Here is a 16,075-nt window from a genome sequence, read left to right as displayed (position 1 = left end):
GAGTGTGCCGCGCCGGTTAGCCGATACGGCGAACCGGCCGGTGCTGCCGCTTCGCATGGAATAATTTCGTTTTCTTGTCTGTTGACCCGAAAAGCGAGACCGCTTTTCGAACCAGGGGGTGACGTATGCGTTTTCTGAGTTGTCTGCTCGCGACGGTTGCCCTCTGTATCGGTGCCATATCGTTTGGTGCGCATGCAGGACCAAACCGCGAACTGAGCCGCCATCTCGGTCGCATCATGATCATCGACAACGAGAAACGCTACGTTCGTCACCACGACGTCGTAATGCCGCCCGACAATGGGGTCATGCCGACAGACGAGCCTGAAGCGCCCGCATCTGTGGGTAGCAAGAGCTCGAGCGCGGTTTTGCCACAGATCGGTTATAACCCGAGCGATGGGATAATCCTGGGCGTGAAATACAGCGTGGTCGGCTTCGGCAATGGCAACCGCACGCTGGATCTTGGGGCGACCCAATCGTCTGGCGGTAACACGTCATTCAACCTGTCTTTTGGAACGCCCCATCTGTTGGGTGCCAAGCGCTGGATTGGGCTGGCGCAATTCGGTTATCAACTGGCGCCGAGCCGGCATTTCTACGGTTTGGGTAATAACGGCGCCGGGCCGGCCGCATTATCCACACACGAGCGGATGTCACAGAAAGCACTTTTCATGCTCGGCTATAGGTTGGCGCCACACTGGGTGGCGGCTGTCGACGCGGGGTTTAACAAAGTGCGCATCAGTCGTGGCAGTAGAGATGGCAGTAAGCCGCGGACGGTCAACGAGTTTTCGAATTTACCCGACGTGCATGGCGGGACCAACAGTCCTGTGTCGGTGTCACTTTTCTACAACACCCAGCGTGATCTGACACGGCCAATGCGCGGTTGGAACAACGTTTTCAAGGTTCAACACGTTGGTTCCGAGCTTGGGAACAACGTTAAATATACGCGCTATCTTGCTGATATAAAATATACACACCCGCTTTTTTCTCGGAAAAATATCCTCGGGTTTCGCCTGAATGGGAGTTATGTCGATGGCAGCGGTGACGATCTGCCATTCTATGAGCTTGCGTCGCTCGGCGGCGGAGCCAATCTCGAAGGTTTTAGTCTCGATCGTTTCCGCGGCCAATCGCGCGTGTTCGTGCAAACCGGTCTGCGGCGCAAACTGGCCGATTTCAATTTCCACAATATTTGGCGCGTGCGCCTGGATGGTGCCGTCTTTGGCGGGGCTGGCCGTGTCTTTTTAGATAAATCCAAATTACCTAACGATCTGTCGCGCTCGGTTTATCCGGGGCTCGATAACGAGATTCAATACAGCGGCGGCGCTGGGCTCCGTATCGCGCTAGGCGAGGCGTTGATTGCGCGTGCCGATGTGGGCTTTAGCAAGGAAAGCCAGGGTCTGTTCTATCTGACATTCGGCAATCGTTTCTAGTCTGGGTTGTGTCTACAAATATCCGGAGGCCAGAGGTGGACGGTCACCGTCTACTCCTGTTCAGAATCTCGGCGGGTTGTATTATCCGCTGCGGTTGTCTCTGGGACCAATGAGGCTGGGTCGAGTTTTTCGATTGCGCTGAGTGCGGCCTCTAGCGCGCCTTCGCCGCAGAGTCCCGCCATCGCGGCGTCTTCGTAGCCTTTGCGGGCTGCTTGAATACAGGTGTCACGCACATGTTCGGCGATGTGTTCGGGGTTTTCGCTCATGGTCGATCGCTATCTTGTTGGCTGCTTTCTAGCCATTCCTTAAGTACGACGGCGTTGTTGCACGCGGTGTCCTTCGCGGCGAAAATTAGTGTCAGGCCGGGGTCGGCAGCTTTTGAGCACAGTCGGCCGAGCGTTTCGGCGTCGGCGGATTCAAGCTCCGCCCAATAGGAGGCGCGAAAATCCGGCCAACGCGCCCGCCGGTGACCGAACCACTTTACGAGTTCCTTCGATGGCGCGATATGCTTGCACCATTCGTCGAGTGCGGCATCGGCCTTGGCCACGCCGCGTGGCCACATGCCGTCGACGAGTGCACGATGCCCATCGTCTTCGGCTACGGCATCATAGGCGCGTTTGAGGCGGATCTTCATGCTCACTTGCCATCCATTACGGCTATCGATGACGTGCATTGGCAATGCATGGTTGTACCGTAGTTTCCCTCGGTCGTCTGAGATCGAGGATGAACGATGTGTTACCCGGACGCCAATTGGTATGGCTGCATGGATTGCGTGCTTCTTGCGGAGCAGGGCGATCATCGGTACTCAGGAGTTGCTAGGAGATGTCATGGCCCTGTTAGTCTTAGCGCTTGGCAATCACCAACAGGTGTTGAAGCTGGACCAGATCATGCCGGCGGCGGGGTCGACGATGGCCTGGGGTAGAACACGCGTGTGCCACGCCGGTTGTTCTGAGGCCATCCCGAGTCGACCATGTTGAGCGAGATCTTGTGCCAGATCGGCGCTATGGTCGTCGACGCAGGGACGGTCCAAATTGCCGCTGTCGTGCTCGGGCTGTTGGGCGTGGGCCTGGCAGTCCGGCAGTCGCTATGGAATTTTCCGGTGGGGCTCGTGCAAGTCACGCTGACAGCCTGGATTTTCTACGATCAACGACTCTACGCGGATATGACGCTGCAAAGCGCCTATGCCGTGGCACTGGTCTATGGTTGGTGGTGTTGGACACACCCGGCATCGTACGGGGCCCACCGAACGCGACTGCCGGTCACGTGTCTTAGCGGCACCGGGCGCTTGGTGGCCGTGGCCATCGCTGGGGTCGGGGCGTTGCTCTGGGGTGTGGGATTGGCCCATTTCGGTGCCGATCCGCTGCCGTACCGCGATGCCTTTATCGGTGCCTTCGGTTTGGTCGCACAAGCACTGGCGGCGCATAAAAAGCTGGAGGTGTGGTTTGGTTGGCTCGTCGTCAACGTCGTCGGCGTGGTGGTGTACTGGCAGGTCGAGCTGTACGGTTTCGTCGGGTTGTACATCCTCTACATTGTGCTCGCGGTCGCTGGCTGGCGGGCTTGGCGGCGATCCATGATGCGAGCCTCGACTGTTGGCTAAGCGTGTTGCAATTGTCGGTGCCGAATCGACCGGCAAGACCGCTTTGGCCCAAGCGTTGGCGCGGCGTTTTCACGAGCCATGGTCGCGGGAGTATGTGCGTGACTTATGGTATGCACGTAACGGCGATATTCGCGCTGCCGATCTACCGACGATTGCCCGCGGCCAGATAGACAATGAAGACCGCGCCGCGCGTCGCGCCCGGCGTCTGGTCATCTGCGACACCGATCTATGGCTGCATGTCTGCTATGCCGACTGGTTGTTTCCGGGCCAGTGTCCGGATTGGGTTCGATACGCTGCACGCCGGCGCGGCCGTCGGTTCAGCCTGTATCTGCTTTGTGCGACCGACTTGGCATTCGAGTCAGATCCGCAACGCTGTCTGACTCAACCCGGTATGCGTGACGCTTTTCAGGCCAGTTTGCAGCGCAGATTGACGCGCGAGCGGTTGCCATTTGTCACCGTCGACGGCCGTGGCGCCATACGCGAGCAGCGTGCTGTGCGGGCTCTCACGCATGGTGTATCGAGTCTGGCGCCTCGGTAGGATGTATTCGGCACGGTCGTATCTTGGTGATCGGCGACGCTGCGCCAGTGCTCGCGGCTTGTGCCTTGCAACGTATCAGCTGCGGCGGGTTACTCTTTTAAGCAAGGTGCGCTCAGCACGTTTTATGGAGCGGAGTTAAACAATGGACGCGTCGCTGACTCAGATTGCAGTTTATTTGGCCGCGGCCGTAATCGCTGTAACCATCGCTCAGCGTCTCAAGCTCGGCTCGGTGCTGGGTTATCTGGCGGCCGGCGTTGTTATCGGACCGTGGGCGTTCGGGCTGATCGGCAAAGTTGATCAGGTTCTGCATTTCGCCGAGTTCGGTGTCGTGTTCCTGTTGTTCATCATTGGTCTCGAAATGCAGCCGCGCCGGTTATGGGCGTTGCGCCGGTCGATACTTGGTCTTGGCGGGTTGCAGATGGTGCTGACAACCGTTGTGTTGGCACTTTTTCTCGGTTGGGCGCTGGCCTTGTCGCCCGCACCGGCGTTTGCCGCTGGCGTTTCGTTAGCATTGTCGTCGACCGCGTTTGCGGTTCAGATGCTGGCCGAGCGCGGTGAAATGGCCACGCGCCACGGGCGTGCTGGATTCTCGATTCTGTTGTTCCAGGATCTGGCTGTAATTCCGATATTGGCGATTCTGCCGCTATTATCGGTTGGCCAGTCGCAGCTCAGTATTATCGGCGGGCTGGAGAAAACCGGTACGGCGACGCTAGTGATCGTCGGGCTCATAATCGGTGGCCACTATATCCTTAAACCTGTGCTACGCGTGGTCGCGGCGACGCGCATGCAGGAAATATTCATCGCCATGACGTTGCTGATCGTTGTGGGGACGTCGGCGATCATGCAAGCGGTTGACGTCTCGCTGGCATTGGGCGCGTTCACGGCCGGTGTGCTGCTGGCTGACTCCGAATACCGTCACGAACTGGAAGCCAATGTCGATCCGTTCAAGGATCTGTTGTTGGGGCTTTTCTTCGTGGCTGTCGGCATGTCGATCAATCTCGGCCTGTTCCTTGAGCGACCGTTTGCATTGATCGGTCTAACGGTCGCGTTGATGGTTATTAAAGGCGTCGCGCTGGCGTTGCTCGGGCGCCGGTACGGCCTGCGCTGGCGTGCAACGCGCAATCTCGGCGCCTATCTCAGTCAGGGGGGCGAGTTCGCGTTCGTGATTCTGTCGACAGCGGTGGCGGACGACTTGCTGGCGCGTCCGGAGGCGGATCTTCTGGTGGCGGTAGTTACGCTGTCCATGGTGCTTACGCCGTTCGCGGTCAAAGCTAGTTCATGGTTGAACAAACGTCTCGAGTCGCCCGATTCGCAAGCGCGTATGTACGATACGCCAGTCGATTCGGAGCATGCCGTCATAATCGCCGGTTTCGGCCGTTTTGGCAGCACCATCGCCCGACTGTTGCGCGCCAAACGAATCGGTTTTACCGCGCTCGACGTCAATCCGGAACAGGTCGACTTTGTACGTCGTTTCGGTGGCGAGGTTTATTATGGCGACGCGTCACGCGTGGAAATGCTGCGCGCAGCTCGCGCCGATCGTGCCCGCGTGCTCGTCCTGGCGATGGATGACCCGGAGGTATCGTTGACCACGATACAAGTTGTCCAGACGCATTTTCCTAGCCTGAAGATCGTAGCGCGCGCACGTGATCGGCGCCATGCGTATCAGCTGATCGAATACGGCGTTACGGTTTTCCACCGCGAAACATTCCGGGCAAGTGTGGCGCTTGCCGGCGATGTCATGCAGGCACTCGGTTACGGCGGCGAGGAGGTTGAGCGTACGAACCGAACCTTTCGTCGCTATGACGAAGCCCGGCTCCGCGAGCATCATCAATTGGCCGACGATGCCGCGCGCCAAGCGCGGCTCGATCGCGCGGCGATCGCCGAACTCGAAGAACAGTTCGAACGTGATGAGGCTGCTTACGCGGCCACCTCAAGCGATACGCACACGCGTACGCGCATGCGTCAGGCGTCGAAATCTTGATCGGTATCGATCTCGGGGGCCGTAACCGCCGGCTGACGGCGAGCTATCGCCCGCTCAGCCAATTGGTGGTCGCGAGATCGACAACTTCGTCACCACGTCCATTCATAACCGCACGCAGCATGTAGAGCGAGAACCCGCGCGCCTGCTTGGCCTCGATTTTGGGCGGCATCGACAGTTCCTGCTTAGCTGTTTTCACATCGATGACCGCCGGGCCCTCGAATGCAAATGCCTCGGCTAGTGTGTCGTCGATCTTGTTCGACGATGTCACACGAAAACCGCGGATGCCTAGTGCCTCGGCGACGCTGGCGTAGTCCTGTTCGGCCAGATTTGTGGTGTCGTCGAGATAGCCGGCTGCTTTCATTTCCATGGCGACAAAGCCCAGTGTTTCGTTGTTGTAGACGATTACTTTTACGGGCAGTGATTCGGCCGCCAGGGTGACCAGTTCGCCCATGAGCATACTCAAGCCGCCGTCGCCTGCCAGGGCGATGACTTGTCGGTCCGGAAATGCGGCTTGCCACCCCATAGCCTGCGGTGTTGCGGTCGCCATCGAGCCGTGCATGAATGAGCCGGTCAAGCGACGCGCCCGCGTCATGCCGATATAGCGGGCTGCCCAGACTGTCGGGGTGCCGACATCGCATGTGAATACCGTGTCTTGGGCCGCAAGGGCGCTGATGCGAGCGGTCAAATACTGTGGATGCAGCGGTTTATTGTCGGCTCGTGGTTGAGCGAGCTCGTCGAGCGTGGATCGTGTGTCGCGGTAGTGTTGCTGACAACGCTCCAGAAATTTGCGGCTGGTTTTTTCGGTGAGCTTGGGGATCAGCGCGGCCAGCGTGGTGCCGATGTCGCCGACCAGGCCTTGGGTCAGGGCGCTGCGGCGCCCGATATGTCCGCCGCGAACATCGAGTTGAATAATATTGCCGTGGTCGGGGAAAAACTCACGGTAAGGAAAATTAGTGCCGAGCATCAGTAGTAGGTCGCATTCACGCATCGCGTGATAACCGGATGAGAAACCGATCAGCCCAGTCATGCCGACATCGAATGGGTTGTCGTATTCCAGCGACTGTTTGCCACGTAGGGCGTGCACGATTGGCGCTTTTAGCCGCTCGGCGAGTTCAACTACGGCATCATGCTGGCCGTCGCAACCGTAGCCGGCCAGGAGTACGGGTTTTTTCGACTGGTCGATGGTTGCTGCCGCGCGCTCGAGTTCGGTTTCCAGTGGTCGAACGACCGGCGGGACCGGTGGATACCAATGCGCAGCTTCGACAGGTGCTTCGGCAAGGGCAACATCGCCGGGTAATACGAGTACAGCCACCGAATGCTCGGCCAACGCTGTGTTGACGGCAGTGGTCAACACCTCCGGCAATTGACCAGCAGTGGAGACCAGCTCGCAGTAATCGCTGCATTCAGTGAATAGGTGTTGCGGACGCGTTTCTTGAAAATAGCCGAGCCCGATCTCGCTGGACGGAATCTGCGCAGCGATCGCCAGCATTGGCACATTAGCGCGCTTGGCTTCGAACAGGCCGTTGATGAGATGCAAGTTGCCGGGGCCGCAGGACCCGGCGCAAACGGCGAGACCGCCGGTGGCCTCAGCCTCGGCCGAGGCGGCGAGGGCGGCGGTTTCTTCGTGGCATACGCCACGCCAGGTCAGTCGCTCATCAGTGCGAATGGCCGCCGTGACGCCATTCAGTGAGTCGCCTGGCAAGCCCCAGACATTACTTGCGCCGGCGCGGGCGATAAGATCGACGAGCACAGTGGCGACGTTGGGTTTTGCCATGGTGATCTCCGGATTTAATGAACAATCCCAATTTATCGCAATGCGTGGACATCGGCAGATTGATTGCGATGGGGCGACCGTTCGTCGATTGTAGTTGCTAGAATAGGCAGTTCAGAGGTGGTCTGCGTCGGTGCCTTCGCGACGAACAGCCGTTAACCCCGTCAGGCCCGGAAGGGAGCAGCGGTAGCGGTTCGTTTGGGCGCCGGAGTGTCGCTGGCGCAGGCTGCCACCCGATCACGGCTTGGCACGGACTCGCGCATGGGTCACCGGGTTATCGACTTGGCCACTATTTCGCGTCGGGAGCGTCGTGCTGCGTTAAGCGACGCGCGTACCGTCCAGTTTTTACGGTGCCGATGAGTTTCCAACCACTTGCAAGAAGCTGGCGTCCACGGCGTTTCGAAGATATCGTCGGCCAGGCACATGTCGTGCAAGCGCTGTCATACGCGCTCGACCATGACCAACTCCATCACGCGCTGCTGTTTTCCGGCACCCGCGGTGTAGGCAAGACGACGCTTGCTCGCATCATCGCCAAATGCCTGAACTGCGAGCACGGCGTATCCAGTCGCCCGTGTCCCGATGACGATAGCGCCTGTACGGTTTGTCGTGAAATCGACGCCGGGCGTTTCGTCGATCTGATCGAGATCGATGCGGCCTCGCGCACCGGCGTTGATGACACCCGCGCGTTGATGGACAACGTCGCCTACGCGCCGACAGTCGGCCGAACGAAGGTGTATCTCATCGACGAGGTGCACATGCTGAGCAAGCATTCGTTCAACGCGCTGTTAAAAACGTTCGAGGAACCGCCGCCGGGCGTCGAATTCGTGCTGGCGACAACCGAACCGGAAAAGATTCCGGTGACAATTCTGTCGCGCTGCTTACAGTTTCCGCTAAAACGTCTGCCGCCACCGCAGATTGTCAATCAGTTGCGTCATGTCGCCACGCGCGAAGCACTGACCGTGGACGACGCTGCGCTCGAGCAGATTGCGCACGCGGCCGATGGCAGCATGCGTGATGCGCTATCGCTCGTGGACCAGGGCTTGGCGTTCGGCGTCGGCCAGCTCAACGAATCGACCGTCCATGAGATGCTCGGTACGGTCGCAGGCGATCGGATCGAGCGGCTGGTCGGTGCGGTGGTGGATGCCGACGCCTCGGCCGCGATGAACGCGCTTGATGCGCTCTATGCCGACGGCATTGATACGCGCTATGTGTTGGATGCCGTCGCCACGGCCTTGCAGCGGTTGGCCACGATTCAGATTGTTGGGGCACCGGTTGATGAATCCGACCAGGTCTGGCAAGAAACCGCGCTGCGCGCGGATGCCGGCACCGTGCAGGTTTGCTACGACATCGCCATCGCCGGTATCCGCGATCTGGTCTACGCGCCCGATCCGTTGGTCGGCACGCGTATGACGATCCTGCGGATGTTGGCGTTTGTTCCGGGCGCCGCGAGCGGCGGCTCACAGTATTTGGGCGACGCGGCCGTGGTGGGCGGTAAGCCAGAGCAAAGGCAACAAACCGAATCGGTTCCACCAAGTTCGGCTACGACTCCTTCACAGACCGCCACGGATTCTCAAAAGGCGAATGAGGCCATTGCCGACACCGCCACCGACGTGGTGTCCGAGCATGCTGGTGAATCATCGATAGCGGGCGTTGGCGTGCCATCGGAAACGGATAAAGGTGACGCTGCGGCACCGCCGAACCCCGTTGAGACGGCACATATGCAGCCGGATAACGACCCGGGGGCAGTGGATTCCAGCTCCGAGACTGACGGCACGCGCAACCGGGCGTTGCCGGATGATTGGCACACACTGGTTTCGAAACTGGATATCTCGGGGCTTAGTGCGCAGCTGGGTACCAACGCTGTTTGTGAACGACTGGACGATCAACGCGTCGAGTTGATACTCGCCGAGTCACGGCGCTTTCTATTGAACGGTTCGGCGCGATCGGGCTTGGTTGAAGCGCTCGCGGCCTTTCTGGGGCCGGACGCACAACCACCTGAGTTGTCGATTCGGATCGCCGATACAGGTAACGATACACCGGCCGATCGCAATCAACGCGCCGTCGAACAAGCGCATGACAAAGCCCGTGAGGCGATTGAAAAAGACCCGTTCGTCAATAGGTTGAAAGAACGGCTGGGCGCTAACGTGCGTCCGGAAACCATCCAACCCGCCCGCGACGACCGGGCCAACCGATAGCGAGAACGCGATGAAAGGCCAACTCGGCAAAATGATGCAGCAAGCCCAGGAAATGCAGGGCAAGATGCAGGAAGCCCAGGAAGAACTGGCGAAAATGGAAATCCTAGGCGAGGCCGGAGCCGGGCTCGTCAAGGTGCAGATGAACGGCAAGTACGGTGTCAAAAATGTGACTATCGATGACAGCGTGCGCGAGGAATCGACCGAATTCATCCAAGATCTGGTCGCGGCGGCGATCAACGACGCCGTACAGAAGGTCGAGACTGCGAGCAAAGAAAAAATGTCGGAAATGACCGGTGGCATGGATTTGCCGGCCGGTATGAACTTGCCGTTTTGAGTGTGTCGGCGCGCCGGCAGCCGCGAGTGCGCCAGCGCAAGCGTTTTGTTGCCGGGTGATGGGCGCTGGATTTTCACCCAAAATCGAGCGCTTGATCGGCGCGTTTCGGACGTTGCCCGGCGTCGGCCAGAAAAGCGCCCAGCGCATGGCGTTCAATCTGTTGGCCGAGGATCGAAACGGTGGTCGTCAACTGGCCGAGGCGTTGACCGATGCCATGGACAGTGTCGGCCACTGCGATAACTGTCGGATGTTGACCGAGCGCGAGACCTGCACGATCTGCGACAACGCAAACCGTGATCAAAGTCGGGTCTGCGTGGTGGAAAGCCCGGCTGACGTCGTCGCGATCGAGACGAACACCGGATTCGATGGTCGCTACTTTGTGCTCGGTGGGCGCTTATCGCCGATTGATGGTGTCGGCCCGGACGAACTCGGCCTCGAATTGCTGCGCGATCAGATTAGTAGCGGCGTAGTCGCGGAATTGATTATGGCGACGAGCGCCACGGTTGAGGGACAAACTACATCCGAATATGTCGCTGATCTGGCGGCGGGCGCCGGCGTGGCGATCACCCGTATCGCGCAGGGCGTACCGGTGGGCGGCGATCTCGAAACCGTTGATGCCGGTACGCTTAATCAGGCATTCGCGGGGCGTAGCGCGATTCAGCGCTAGCAGCGTCTTTGTTAGTCGGCTCGCAGCCGATCGACCTTGGCGGCACAGATGAAGTCGTTGGCCGATAGCCCGCCGATGGCGTGGGTCGACCAATCCACGGTCGCTTGGTTGTAGCCGAAGCTGATGTCGGGATGGTGGCGCTCGCAGTGCGCAATCCACGCGACGGCGTTCACAAACGCCTGGGTATGGTAGTAATTTTTAAAGTCGAATACGGCGCGTAGTATGCGGTCGTCGACGATCTGCCAATAGTCGGCGAGTTGTTGTGCGTGGGTTTCGATGGCCTCGGTGGTCATCGGCGGCGTGTCGGTGCTGCAGGCTTCACAATTCTGTTCGGCTAGTTGCGCCACGGTATCCTCGACGTTGATTGGTCACTGGATGCCATCGTACGCCCAGCATCTATCAAGTAAAAATAAGAGAGTTCCGATATGGCGGTAAGCGACGATAACCTGATCTGGATTGATCTGGAAATGACGGGCCTCGACCCGGCTTCCGATCAAATCATCGAAATCGCAACGCTAATTACTGATTCGGCGCTGAATACGGTTGCGGAAGGCCCGATCCTGGCCGTGCACCAACCCGAGTCTGTGCTCGCGGGCATGGATGAATGGAACACACGGCAGCATGGCCAATCCGGCCTGACTCAGCGGGTGCGCGACAGCGACCTCGACTGCCGCGCCGCAGAGCAGCAGACGCTAGAGTTTTTACGCCAATATGTGCCGCCGCGGACTTCACCGATGTGTGGTAATAGCATCTGCCAGGACCGGCGTTTCATGGCGCGCCATATGCCCGAATTGGAAATGTTTTTTCACTATCGCCATCTCGATGTCAGCACGCTCAAGGAGTTGGCCCGCCGATGGTCGCCCACAGTGCTTGATGGTTTGAAGAAAAACGCGACCCACCTGGCAATGGACGATATTCGTGACTCGATCGCGGAATTGGCCCACTACCGGCGCGCCATGTTGAAAGTCTGACAATGTGTCCGCCATACGTAATGGGGTGGTCGGTTATCGCGACTGCATTGGATGCCGTTTGATATAAGTCTCTGGGACTTAGTCGGGAACTTCTCAGCGTAGCTCGATTCGAACCGATATAATCAAATCGATTGTTTTTGTTTGTCACAACGTAAGCATCGCTGGCTTAGCGATTGCTTAGTCAAAAGTGAGAATGCGATGGCCCAGGAAAATATTGTCAGGCACGAGTCCCGCGTGGATCGGCAGCAGCGCGAGGCTCGCAATCAGCACTATGGTTTGACGATATGGTTTACCGGGTTGTCCGGCTCCGGTAAGTCAACATTGTCCGTGGCGTTGGAAGAGCGCCTGGCGACCATGGGGTGTCGCACGTATCGTCTCGACGGCGACAATGTGCGGACCGGGTTATGCCGTGATCTGACGTTCTCACCCAACGACCGCATCGAAAACATCCGCCGTATCGGGGAGGTTGCCGGGCTTTTCAGAGATGCTGGCATCATTAACCTCACGGCGTTTATTTCACCGTATCGCCAGGATCGAGAAATGGCCCGCGCATTGGCCGACGAGGGCGACTTCGTCGAAGTGTTTGTCGATGCGCCGCTGGACGTGTGTGAAACGCGCGATCCAAAGGGTTTGTACGCTAAGGCCCGGGCCGGCAATATTCCGAACTTCACGGGCATTAGCGCGCCGTATGAGCCACCGGAAGAGCCAGAGCTGACAGTGCACACCGATGCGAACACGCTTGGCGAGTGTGTTGATCAACTTGTCGATTACCTGCTGACACAAGGCTATATAGAAGCGAGCCTGAGCCAAGATGCGTCGGCGGGCGCCAACGCTTAAGTTTAACTGCCAACGGCTTTTTACATGACCTCCTTTCGCTTACTGATTGTTCTTGCTTGCATAATCCCGCTGTCTGCATGCGCATTGTTGCCACGCAGCCATTGGCGCGATATGGACGTGATCGCCTCGAGTGATTACTGCGGCACACCGTCCGAAGCCTCGGGGGTGAAATATTTTGCTAAGCCTTCGACTTTCTCGACCTGGATCAACGAACGCAATTTGAGTGCGTTCGATCCGGATATGGCCGCAAAAAACGGCGTGATCGTAGCTGAAATGGGGCAGCGAGCAACTGATGGTTACGACATCCAACTTCTACCGAAAAAGACACGGATCGAGAACAAAACGTTAGTCGTCGCCATGAAATGGACAGCGCCTGGGCTAAACGCCAAAGTCAGTCAGGCGCTGAACTCCCGTTGCATTGCTTTTAATCCACCGAAAGGTGACTACGATCGCATCAAACTGGTTGACCAACTCGGTGATAAACGCGGTGAAACGGCATTTCATCGGCCATCGAAATCAAGTCGCTCGTAGTATATCGTTGGGTTCTGAGCATTAAAGTCCGACGGAGGGCGACATGGCATCAGGCTGGGCGAAGGACGGCGCCGTACAGGAACAGATCGACCAGACAGTTTCGGACGCGGTCGAAACTGCCCGGGCGCAATTTGGCAGCGAGTCGGATTCGCGGCAGACGTGCGCCGAATGCGGTGAGACGATCCCAGCGCCTCGTCGCCAAGCTATTCCCGGCGTTATGTGTTGTGTCGCCTGTCAGGCCGAGCGTGACGAGGCCGACAAGGGTGGTGGCTCTAATCGTAGAGCGAGTAAAGACGCGCTGCTCAGATAAGCTAGCGTATTCGTTCTTAACCGGCTGAGCTGTTGCGCTTGGCTAAGTGTTCGACGGCCCGGCGACAATGATCAGTGCCATAGGTGTGGTTGCATTTGCGCGCAAATTGCGTACGTAGGGCGCTGAGTCGGGACTTGTTATAGCTATTTAACTCCGCGGTTTGCAGTGCGGAGCGTAATTGATTGATGGCACCGGGATAGGCGCCGCGCATAGCATATGCCTTAGCGCGCCGATAATAGGCCTCGCCAAGGCGCTTCTGACGGTTTGCACCCTTCGCTAGCAGATGTTGTGCCTTCGGCCACTGCTTGAGAACTTGGTTCTGCGACAATAGGAAGTCGCGCATAGCTGCAGGCTTGCCGACCGCCAACAAGGTTGACGCATAGGCCAGCTTGACCGCGCTGTTGCTGGGGAAACGCGTCTTGGCTTGCCGCAATCGTTTAAGCGCATGCTGACGCTGCCCGCTGGATTTTTCGGCGCTGGCCAAAGCGAGTTGCCACGGTGCTTGGTTCGGGTGGGCCTGCGCGTAGGGCGTCAAGATATCGATCGCTTGGCTATTTTTCCCGAGCCGCATGAGCGTTAACGCATAACCATAGGCATTCGCGGCATTAGCTTCCCCAGTCGCGATCCGAGATTTATAGCGAGCTCTTAACTTGTCCATCCTCGAACTTTGCATGATTCGGGCACGCTCGCGCATCAACGGATAGATCGAGCTGGTGCGCACCTTGCGTTTCGGCTGACCAACGGCTCGTTCAGCGGCTTCTGCGATTCGCGTACCCGGCAGCGGATGATTTAAAAACGTCGGTAATATTTCGTTGCTGCTATGGCTTTGGCGCTGGCGTTGGAATTTTTGGAACAAAGTCACCATCGCGTGCGGATCAAAATCCGCCTTAGCCAGTGTTTTGATACCAATGCGGTCGGCTTCGTATTCGTGGGCCTCCGTGTACCCGGCACGTTGTTTCATGAGGTGCGTCAAGCCACCGCTGACCGCTGCTGGAATAGCATCGGCGTTACCCGTGGATGCACCGGCGATGGCGCCGGCAAGAATCAGAGCGAGGTTTTGCCAGCCGATGCCCTCCATTTGCTCGGCTTCGCGGGCGATATGATGTTGCACCACATGAGCCGTCTCATGTGCCATGAGGGCCGCCAACTCGCTTTCGTTGTCGGTCTCCGAAATCATGCCGGTAAAAATACCGATGTTGCCGCCAGGTAGTGCGAAACTGTTTAGCGCACTAAGCTTGAGTACATAGTATTGGACATCCTGATCATTGGTCTCGATATTGCTGAGCAAACGCTGACCGATGCTCCGGATGAACGTCACAAGCTGCGGATCTTCCAGAACCAATCCTTTCGAGTGAAGGTTGGCGATGACCCGCGCGCCTATACGTTGGGCTTTGTCGGCTGACATGGCGCGACCACTCGGGTTGCCGAGATCGGGCAGATCAGCGCCCGCCACTGCTCCGCTAGCATTTGTCGCCATGCCGGCGGTAAGCGCGCAAGCCAATAGCACAGCGGTTATTTGCGAGATGTTGGGCACGACGCTCGCTCGTAGAGGTGCATTACGAATGAGACCGCAGCCGCACTGGCGCGTTCGCGGGATTCGAGGGATGAAGCGGATGTATCAAGATACGTCAGTATGCCAAATTTTACGCGTCATCCGATGCATTCGCGGCGCTGGCTGGTTGCCTACAAGCGTATTCGCGATCCGGATTTGTCGGCACTTGCCACATCAATCATGGCGACGTCTAAACTATGCATCCTGACCATTTCTCTCGATATGTTGGTAGTTGAATGACGGGAGCGGCATGAACGTAATTCGCGCGTGGTTAACGCGCCATTTTTCCGATCCACAAGTGGTCGCGTTGATACTGATATTGGTCGCGGGCTTGATCGCGATTTTGGTGTTGGGATCCGTATTAGCGCCCGTATTTGCGGCAGTCGTGCTTGCCTATCTGCTTGATAAGCCGGTCGAGTATCTGGTTCGTTTGCGATTGCCGCGCAGCCTTTCGGCGGGAATGGTCTCGGTCGCATTACTTGTCGGTGCAGGTTGGGTGCTGTTTGCATTGCTGCCGTTGCTGACGCAGCAGGCGGGCCAAATCGTTCAGCAGATTCCGGAGCTCGCAGCCAAGATTCAGCATTGGATTTCTACGTTGCCGGAACGCTATCCGACATTGATCACGCATGGTCAGATCGACGCCATCATCAACAGCACGTCCTTTGATGCAGGGCCGCTGCGTAGCGAGATACTTAGTCGCTCGTGGGTGGTTGGACTTGGCATTCTCTACACCGGCGTGTATTTGATCCTGGTGCCGTTGATGGTGTTTTTCATTCTGCGTGATAAACAGCGCGTGCTGCGTTGGTTCGGCAGTTTCGTGCCTGCTAATAGCGCACTGATTCGGCGCGTGTGGTTGGAGGTTAATGTCCAGCTGATCTATTACATCCGAGGCAAGGCGGTGGAAATCCTCATTGTTTGGATCACGGCTTACCTGGTTTTCATTACACTCGGTCTCAACTACGCGATGTTGTTGTCTTGGGTGGTCGGTTTCTCGGTTTTGATCCCGTATGTTGGTGCATTCAGCATGACATTGCCGGTCATGGTTGTTGCTTACGCGCAATGGGGCATGCACGCCCACACGTTTTACGTGCTTCTGGCTTATATCGTGCTACAGATGCTCGACGGTAATCTGCTAGTCCCGATTTTGTTCTCGGAGGCCGTTAATCTGCATCCCGTGGCCATCATCGTCTCGGTACTGTTCTTTGGCGGTATCTGGGGGTTCTGGGGCGTGTTTTTCGCCATCCCACTGGCGACGGTCGTCCACGCCGTCATACGTGCTTGGCCACGGCAGAACGCCGAATCGTCTGCGGCAGACGATACCTAGGCCACAAAAAAACCCCGCGACGCCGATAAGGGCGAAGCGGGGC

18 protein-coding genes and 1 other RNA gene are annotated in these 16,075 nt (G+C 58.0%); 14 read left to right on the top strand and 5 right to left on the bottom strand.

The genetic code is table 11. The features are described from left to right. Positions 1 to 125: 125 nt before the first annotated feature. Positions 126 to 1,424 carry a BamA/TamA family outer membrane protein gene (locus HKX41_03140; protein NNC23152.1) on the top strand — a complete coding sequence of 433 codons (1,299 nt, stop codon included), beginning with the start codon at positions 126 to 128 and terminating at the stop codon, positions 1,422 to 1,424. A 50-nt stretch (positions 1,425 to 1,474) separates the two neighbouring features. Here HKX41_03140 and HKX41_03135 read toward each other — a convergent pair whose 3' ends face one another. Further along, positions 1,475 to 1,690 (bottom strand): acetyltransferase, encoded by a 216-nt coding sequence (locus HKX41_03135; protein NNC23151.1) that lies wholly within the window; start codon positions 1,688 to 1,690, stop codon positions 1,475 to 1,477. After that, positions 1,687 to 2,058, bottom strand: a complete 372-nt coding sequence (locus tag HKX41_03130; protein NNC23150.1) for a DUF488 family protein — start codon at positions 2,056 to 2,058, stop codon at positions 1,687 to 1,689. Before HKX41_03130 ends, HKX41_03135 begins: the two co-directional genes overlap by 4 nt. Positions 2,059 to 2,394: 336 nt before the next feature. Between HKX41_03130 and HKX41_03125 the strand changes: the two genes are divergently transcribed. The 3 genes from HKX41_03125 (at position 2,395) to HKX41_03115 (ending at position 5,540) form a co-directional block, all read left to right on the top strand. Beyond that, entirely contained in the window at positions 2,395 to 3,021 is a 627-nt protein-coding gene (locus HKX41_03125) for a nicotinamide mononucleotide transporter (GenBank protein ID NNC23149.1), read from the top strand. Then, positions 3,014 to 3,559: an AAA family ATPase gene (locus HKX41_03120; GenBank protein ID NNC23148.1), complete on the top strand. Its 546-nt coding sequence runs from the start codon at positions 3,014 to 3,016 to the stop codon at positions 3,557 to 3,559. Before HKX41_03125 ends, HKX41_03120 begins: the two co-directional genes overlap by 8 nt. 142 nt (positions 3,560 to 3,701) lie before the next feature. Further along, complete coding sequence (locus HKX41_03115) at positions 3,702 to 5,540, top strand: glutathione-regulated potassium-efflux system protein KefB (protein ID NNC23147.1); 1,839 nt, start codon at positions 3,702 to 3,704, stop codon at positions 5,538 to 5,540. Positions 5,541 to 5,583: 43 nt separating this feature from the next. On the opposite strand, the gene poxB is transcribed toward HKX41_03115, so the two are convergent. Then, complete coding sequence (gene poxB, locus HKX41_03110) at positions 5,584 to 7,314, bottom strand: ubiquinone-dependent pyruvate dehydrogenase (GenBank protein NNC23146.1); 1,731 nt, start codon at positions 7,312 to 7,314, stop codon at positions 5,584 to 5,586. A 125-nt stretch (positions 7,315 to 7,439) separates the two neighbouring features. Between poxB and ffs the strand changes: the two genes are divergently transcribed. The 4 genes from ffs to recR all read left to right on the top strand — a co-directional run bounded on the left by ffs (position 7,440) and on the right by recR (position 10,507). Next, positions 7,440 to 7,536, top strand: an RNA gene (gene ffs, locus HKX41_03105) — signal recognition particle sRNA small type. Positions 7,537 to 7,667: 131 nt separating this feature from the next. After that, positions 7,668 to 9,506, top strand: a complete 1,839-nt coding sequence (dnaX, locus tag HKX41_03100; protein NNC23145.1) for a DNA polymerase III subunit gamma/tau — start codon at positions 7,668 to 7,670, stop codon at positions 9,504 to 9,506. A gap of 10 nt (positions 9,507 to 9,516) precedes the next feature. After that, complete coding sequence (locus tag HKX41_03095) at positions 9,517 to 9,840, top strand: YbaB/EbfC family nucleoid-associated protein (protein ID NNC23144.1); 324 nt, start codon at positions 9,517 to 9,519, stop codon at positions 9,838 to 9,840. Positions 9,841 to 9,898: 58 nt separating this feature from the next. Further along, positions 9,899 to 10,507 (top strand): recombination protein RecR, encoded by a 609-nt coding sequence (gene recR / locus HKX41_03090; protein NNC23143.1) that lies wholly within the window; start codon positions 9,899 to 9,901, stop codon positions 10,505 to 10,507. An 11-nt stretch (positions 10,508 to 10,518) separates the two neighbouring features. Here the strand turns inward: recR and HKX41_03085 are convergent, their stop codons facing one another. Beyond that, positions 10,519 to 10,800: a 4a-hydroxytetrahydrobiopterin dehydratase gene (locus tag HKX41_03085; GenBank protein NNC23142.1), complete on the bottom strand. Its 282-nt coding sequence runs from the start codon at positions 10,798 to 10,800 to the stop codon at positions 10,519 to 10,521. Between the two features lie 132 nt (positions 10,801 to 10,932). On the opposite strand from HKX41_03085, the gene orn reads away from it, so the two are divergent. From orn to HKX41_03065, 4 genes are all read left to right on the top strand, one after another. Then, positions 10,933 to 11,478 (top strand): oligoribonuclease, encoded by a 546-nt coding sequence (orn, locus tag HKX41_03080; GenBank protein NNC23141.1) that lies wholly within the window; start codon positions 10,933 to 10,935, stop codon positions 11,476 to 11,478. Positions 11,479 to 11,676: 198 nt separating this feature from the next. Then, entirely contained in the window at positions 11,677 to 12,315 is a 639-nt protein-coding gene (gene cysC, locus HKX41_03075) for an adenylyl-sulfate kinase (GenBank protein NNC23140.1), read from the top strand. A gap of 24 nt (positions 12,316 to 12,339) precedes the next feature. After that, positions 12,340 to 12,846 (top strand): protease complex subunit PrcB family protein, encoded by a 507-nt coding sequence (locus HKX41_03070; protein ID NNC23139.1) that lies wholly within the window; start codon positions 12,340 to 12,342, stop codon positions 12,844 to 12,846. 43 nt (positions 12,847 to 12,889) lie between these two features. Next, positions 12,890 to 13,156 (top strand): DksA/TraR family C4-type zinc finger protein, encoded by a 267-nt coding sequence (locus tag HKX41_03065; GenBank protein ID NNC23138.1) that lies wholly within the window; start codon positions 12,890 to 12,892, stop codon positions 13,154 to 13,156. Positions 13,157 to 13,172: 16 nt separating this feature from the next. Here HKX41_03065 and HKX41_03060 read toward each other — a convergent pair whose 3' ends face one another. Beyond that, complete coding sequence (locus HKX41_03060) at positions 13,173 to 14,690, bottom strand: M48 family metalloprotease (GenBank protein NNC23137.1); 1,518 nt, start codon at positions 14,688 to 14,690, stop codon at positions 13,173 to 13,175. Between the two features lie 99 nt (positions 14,691 to 14,789). Between HKX41_03060 and HKX41_03055 the strand changes: the two genes are divergently transcribed. Both HKX41_03055 and HKX41_03050 read left to right on the top strand, forming a co-directional pair. After that, complete coding sequence (locus HKX41_03055; GenBank protein NNC23136.1) at positions 14,790 to 14,948, top strand: hypothetical protein; 159 nt, start codon at positions 14,790 to 14,792, stop codon at positions 14,946 to 14,948. Between the two features lie 10 nt (positions 14,949 to 14,958). Next, on the top strand, positions 14,959 to 16,032 hold the full coding sequence (locus HKX41_03050; GenBank protein ID NNC23135.1) for an AI-2E family transporter: 1,074 nt from the start codon (positions 14,959 to 14,961) through the stop codon (positions 16,030 to 16,032). Positions 16,033 to 16,075: the final 43 nt, after the last annotated feature.

This window comes from Salifodinibacter halophilus (assembly GCA_012999515.1).
In the GTDB taxonomy this organism is placed as follows: Bacteria; Pseudomonadota; Gammaproteobacteria; order Nevskiales; family Salinisphaeraceae; genus Salifodinibacter; species Salifodinibacter halophilus.
Note: the sequence above shows the minus strand (reverse complement) of the source record. Positions and strands in the feature narration are given on the sequence as shown.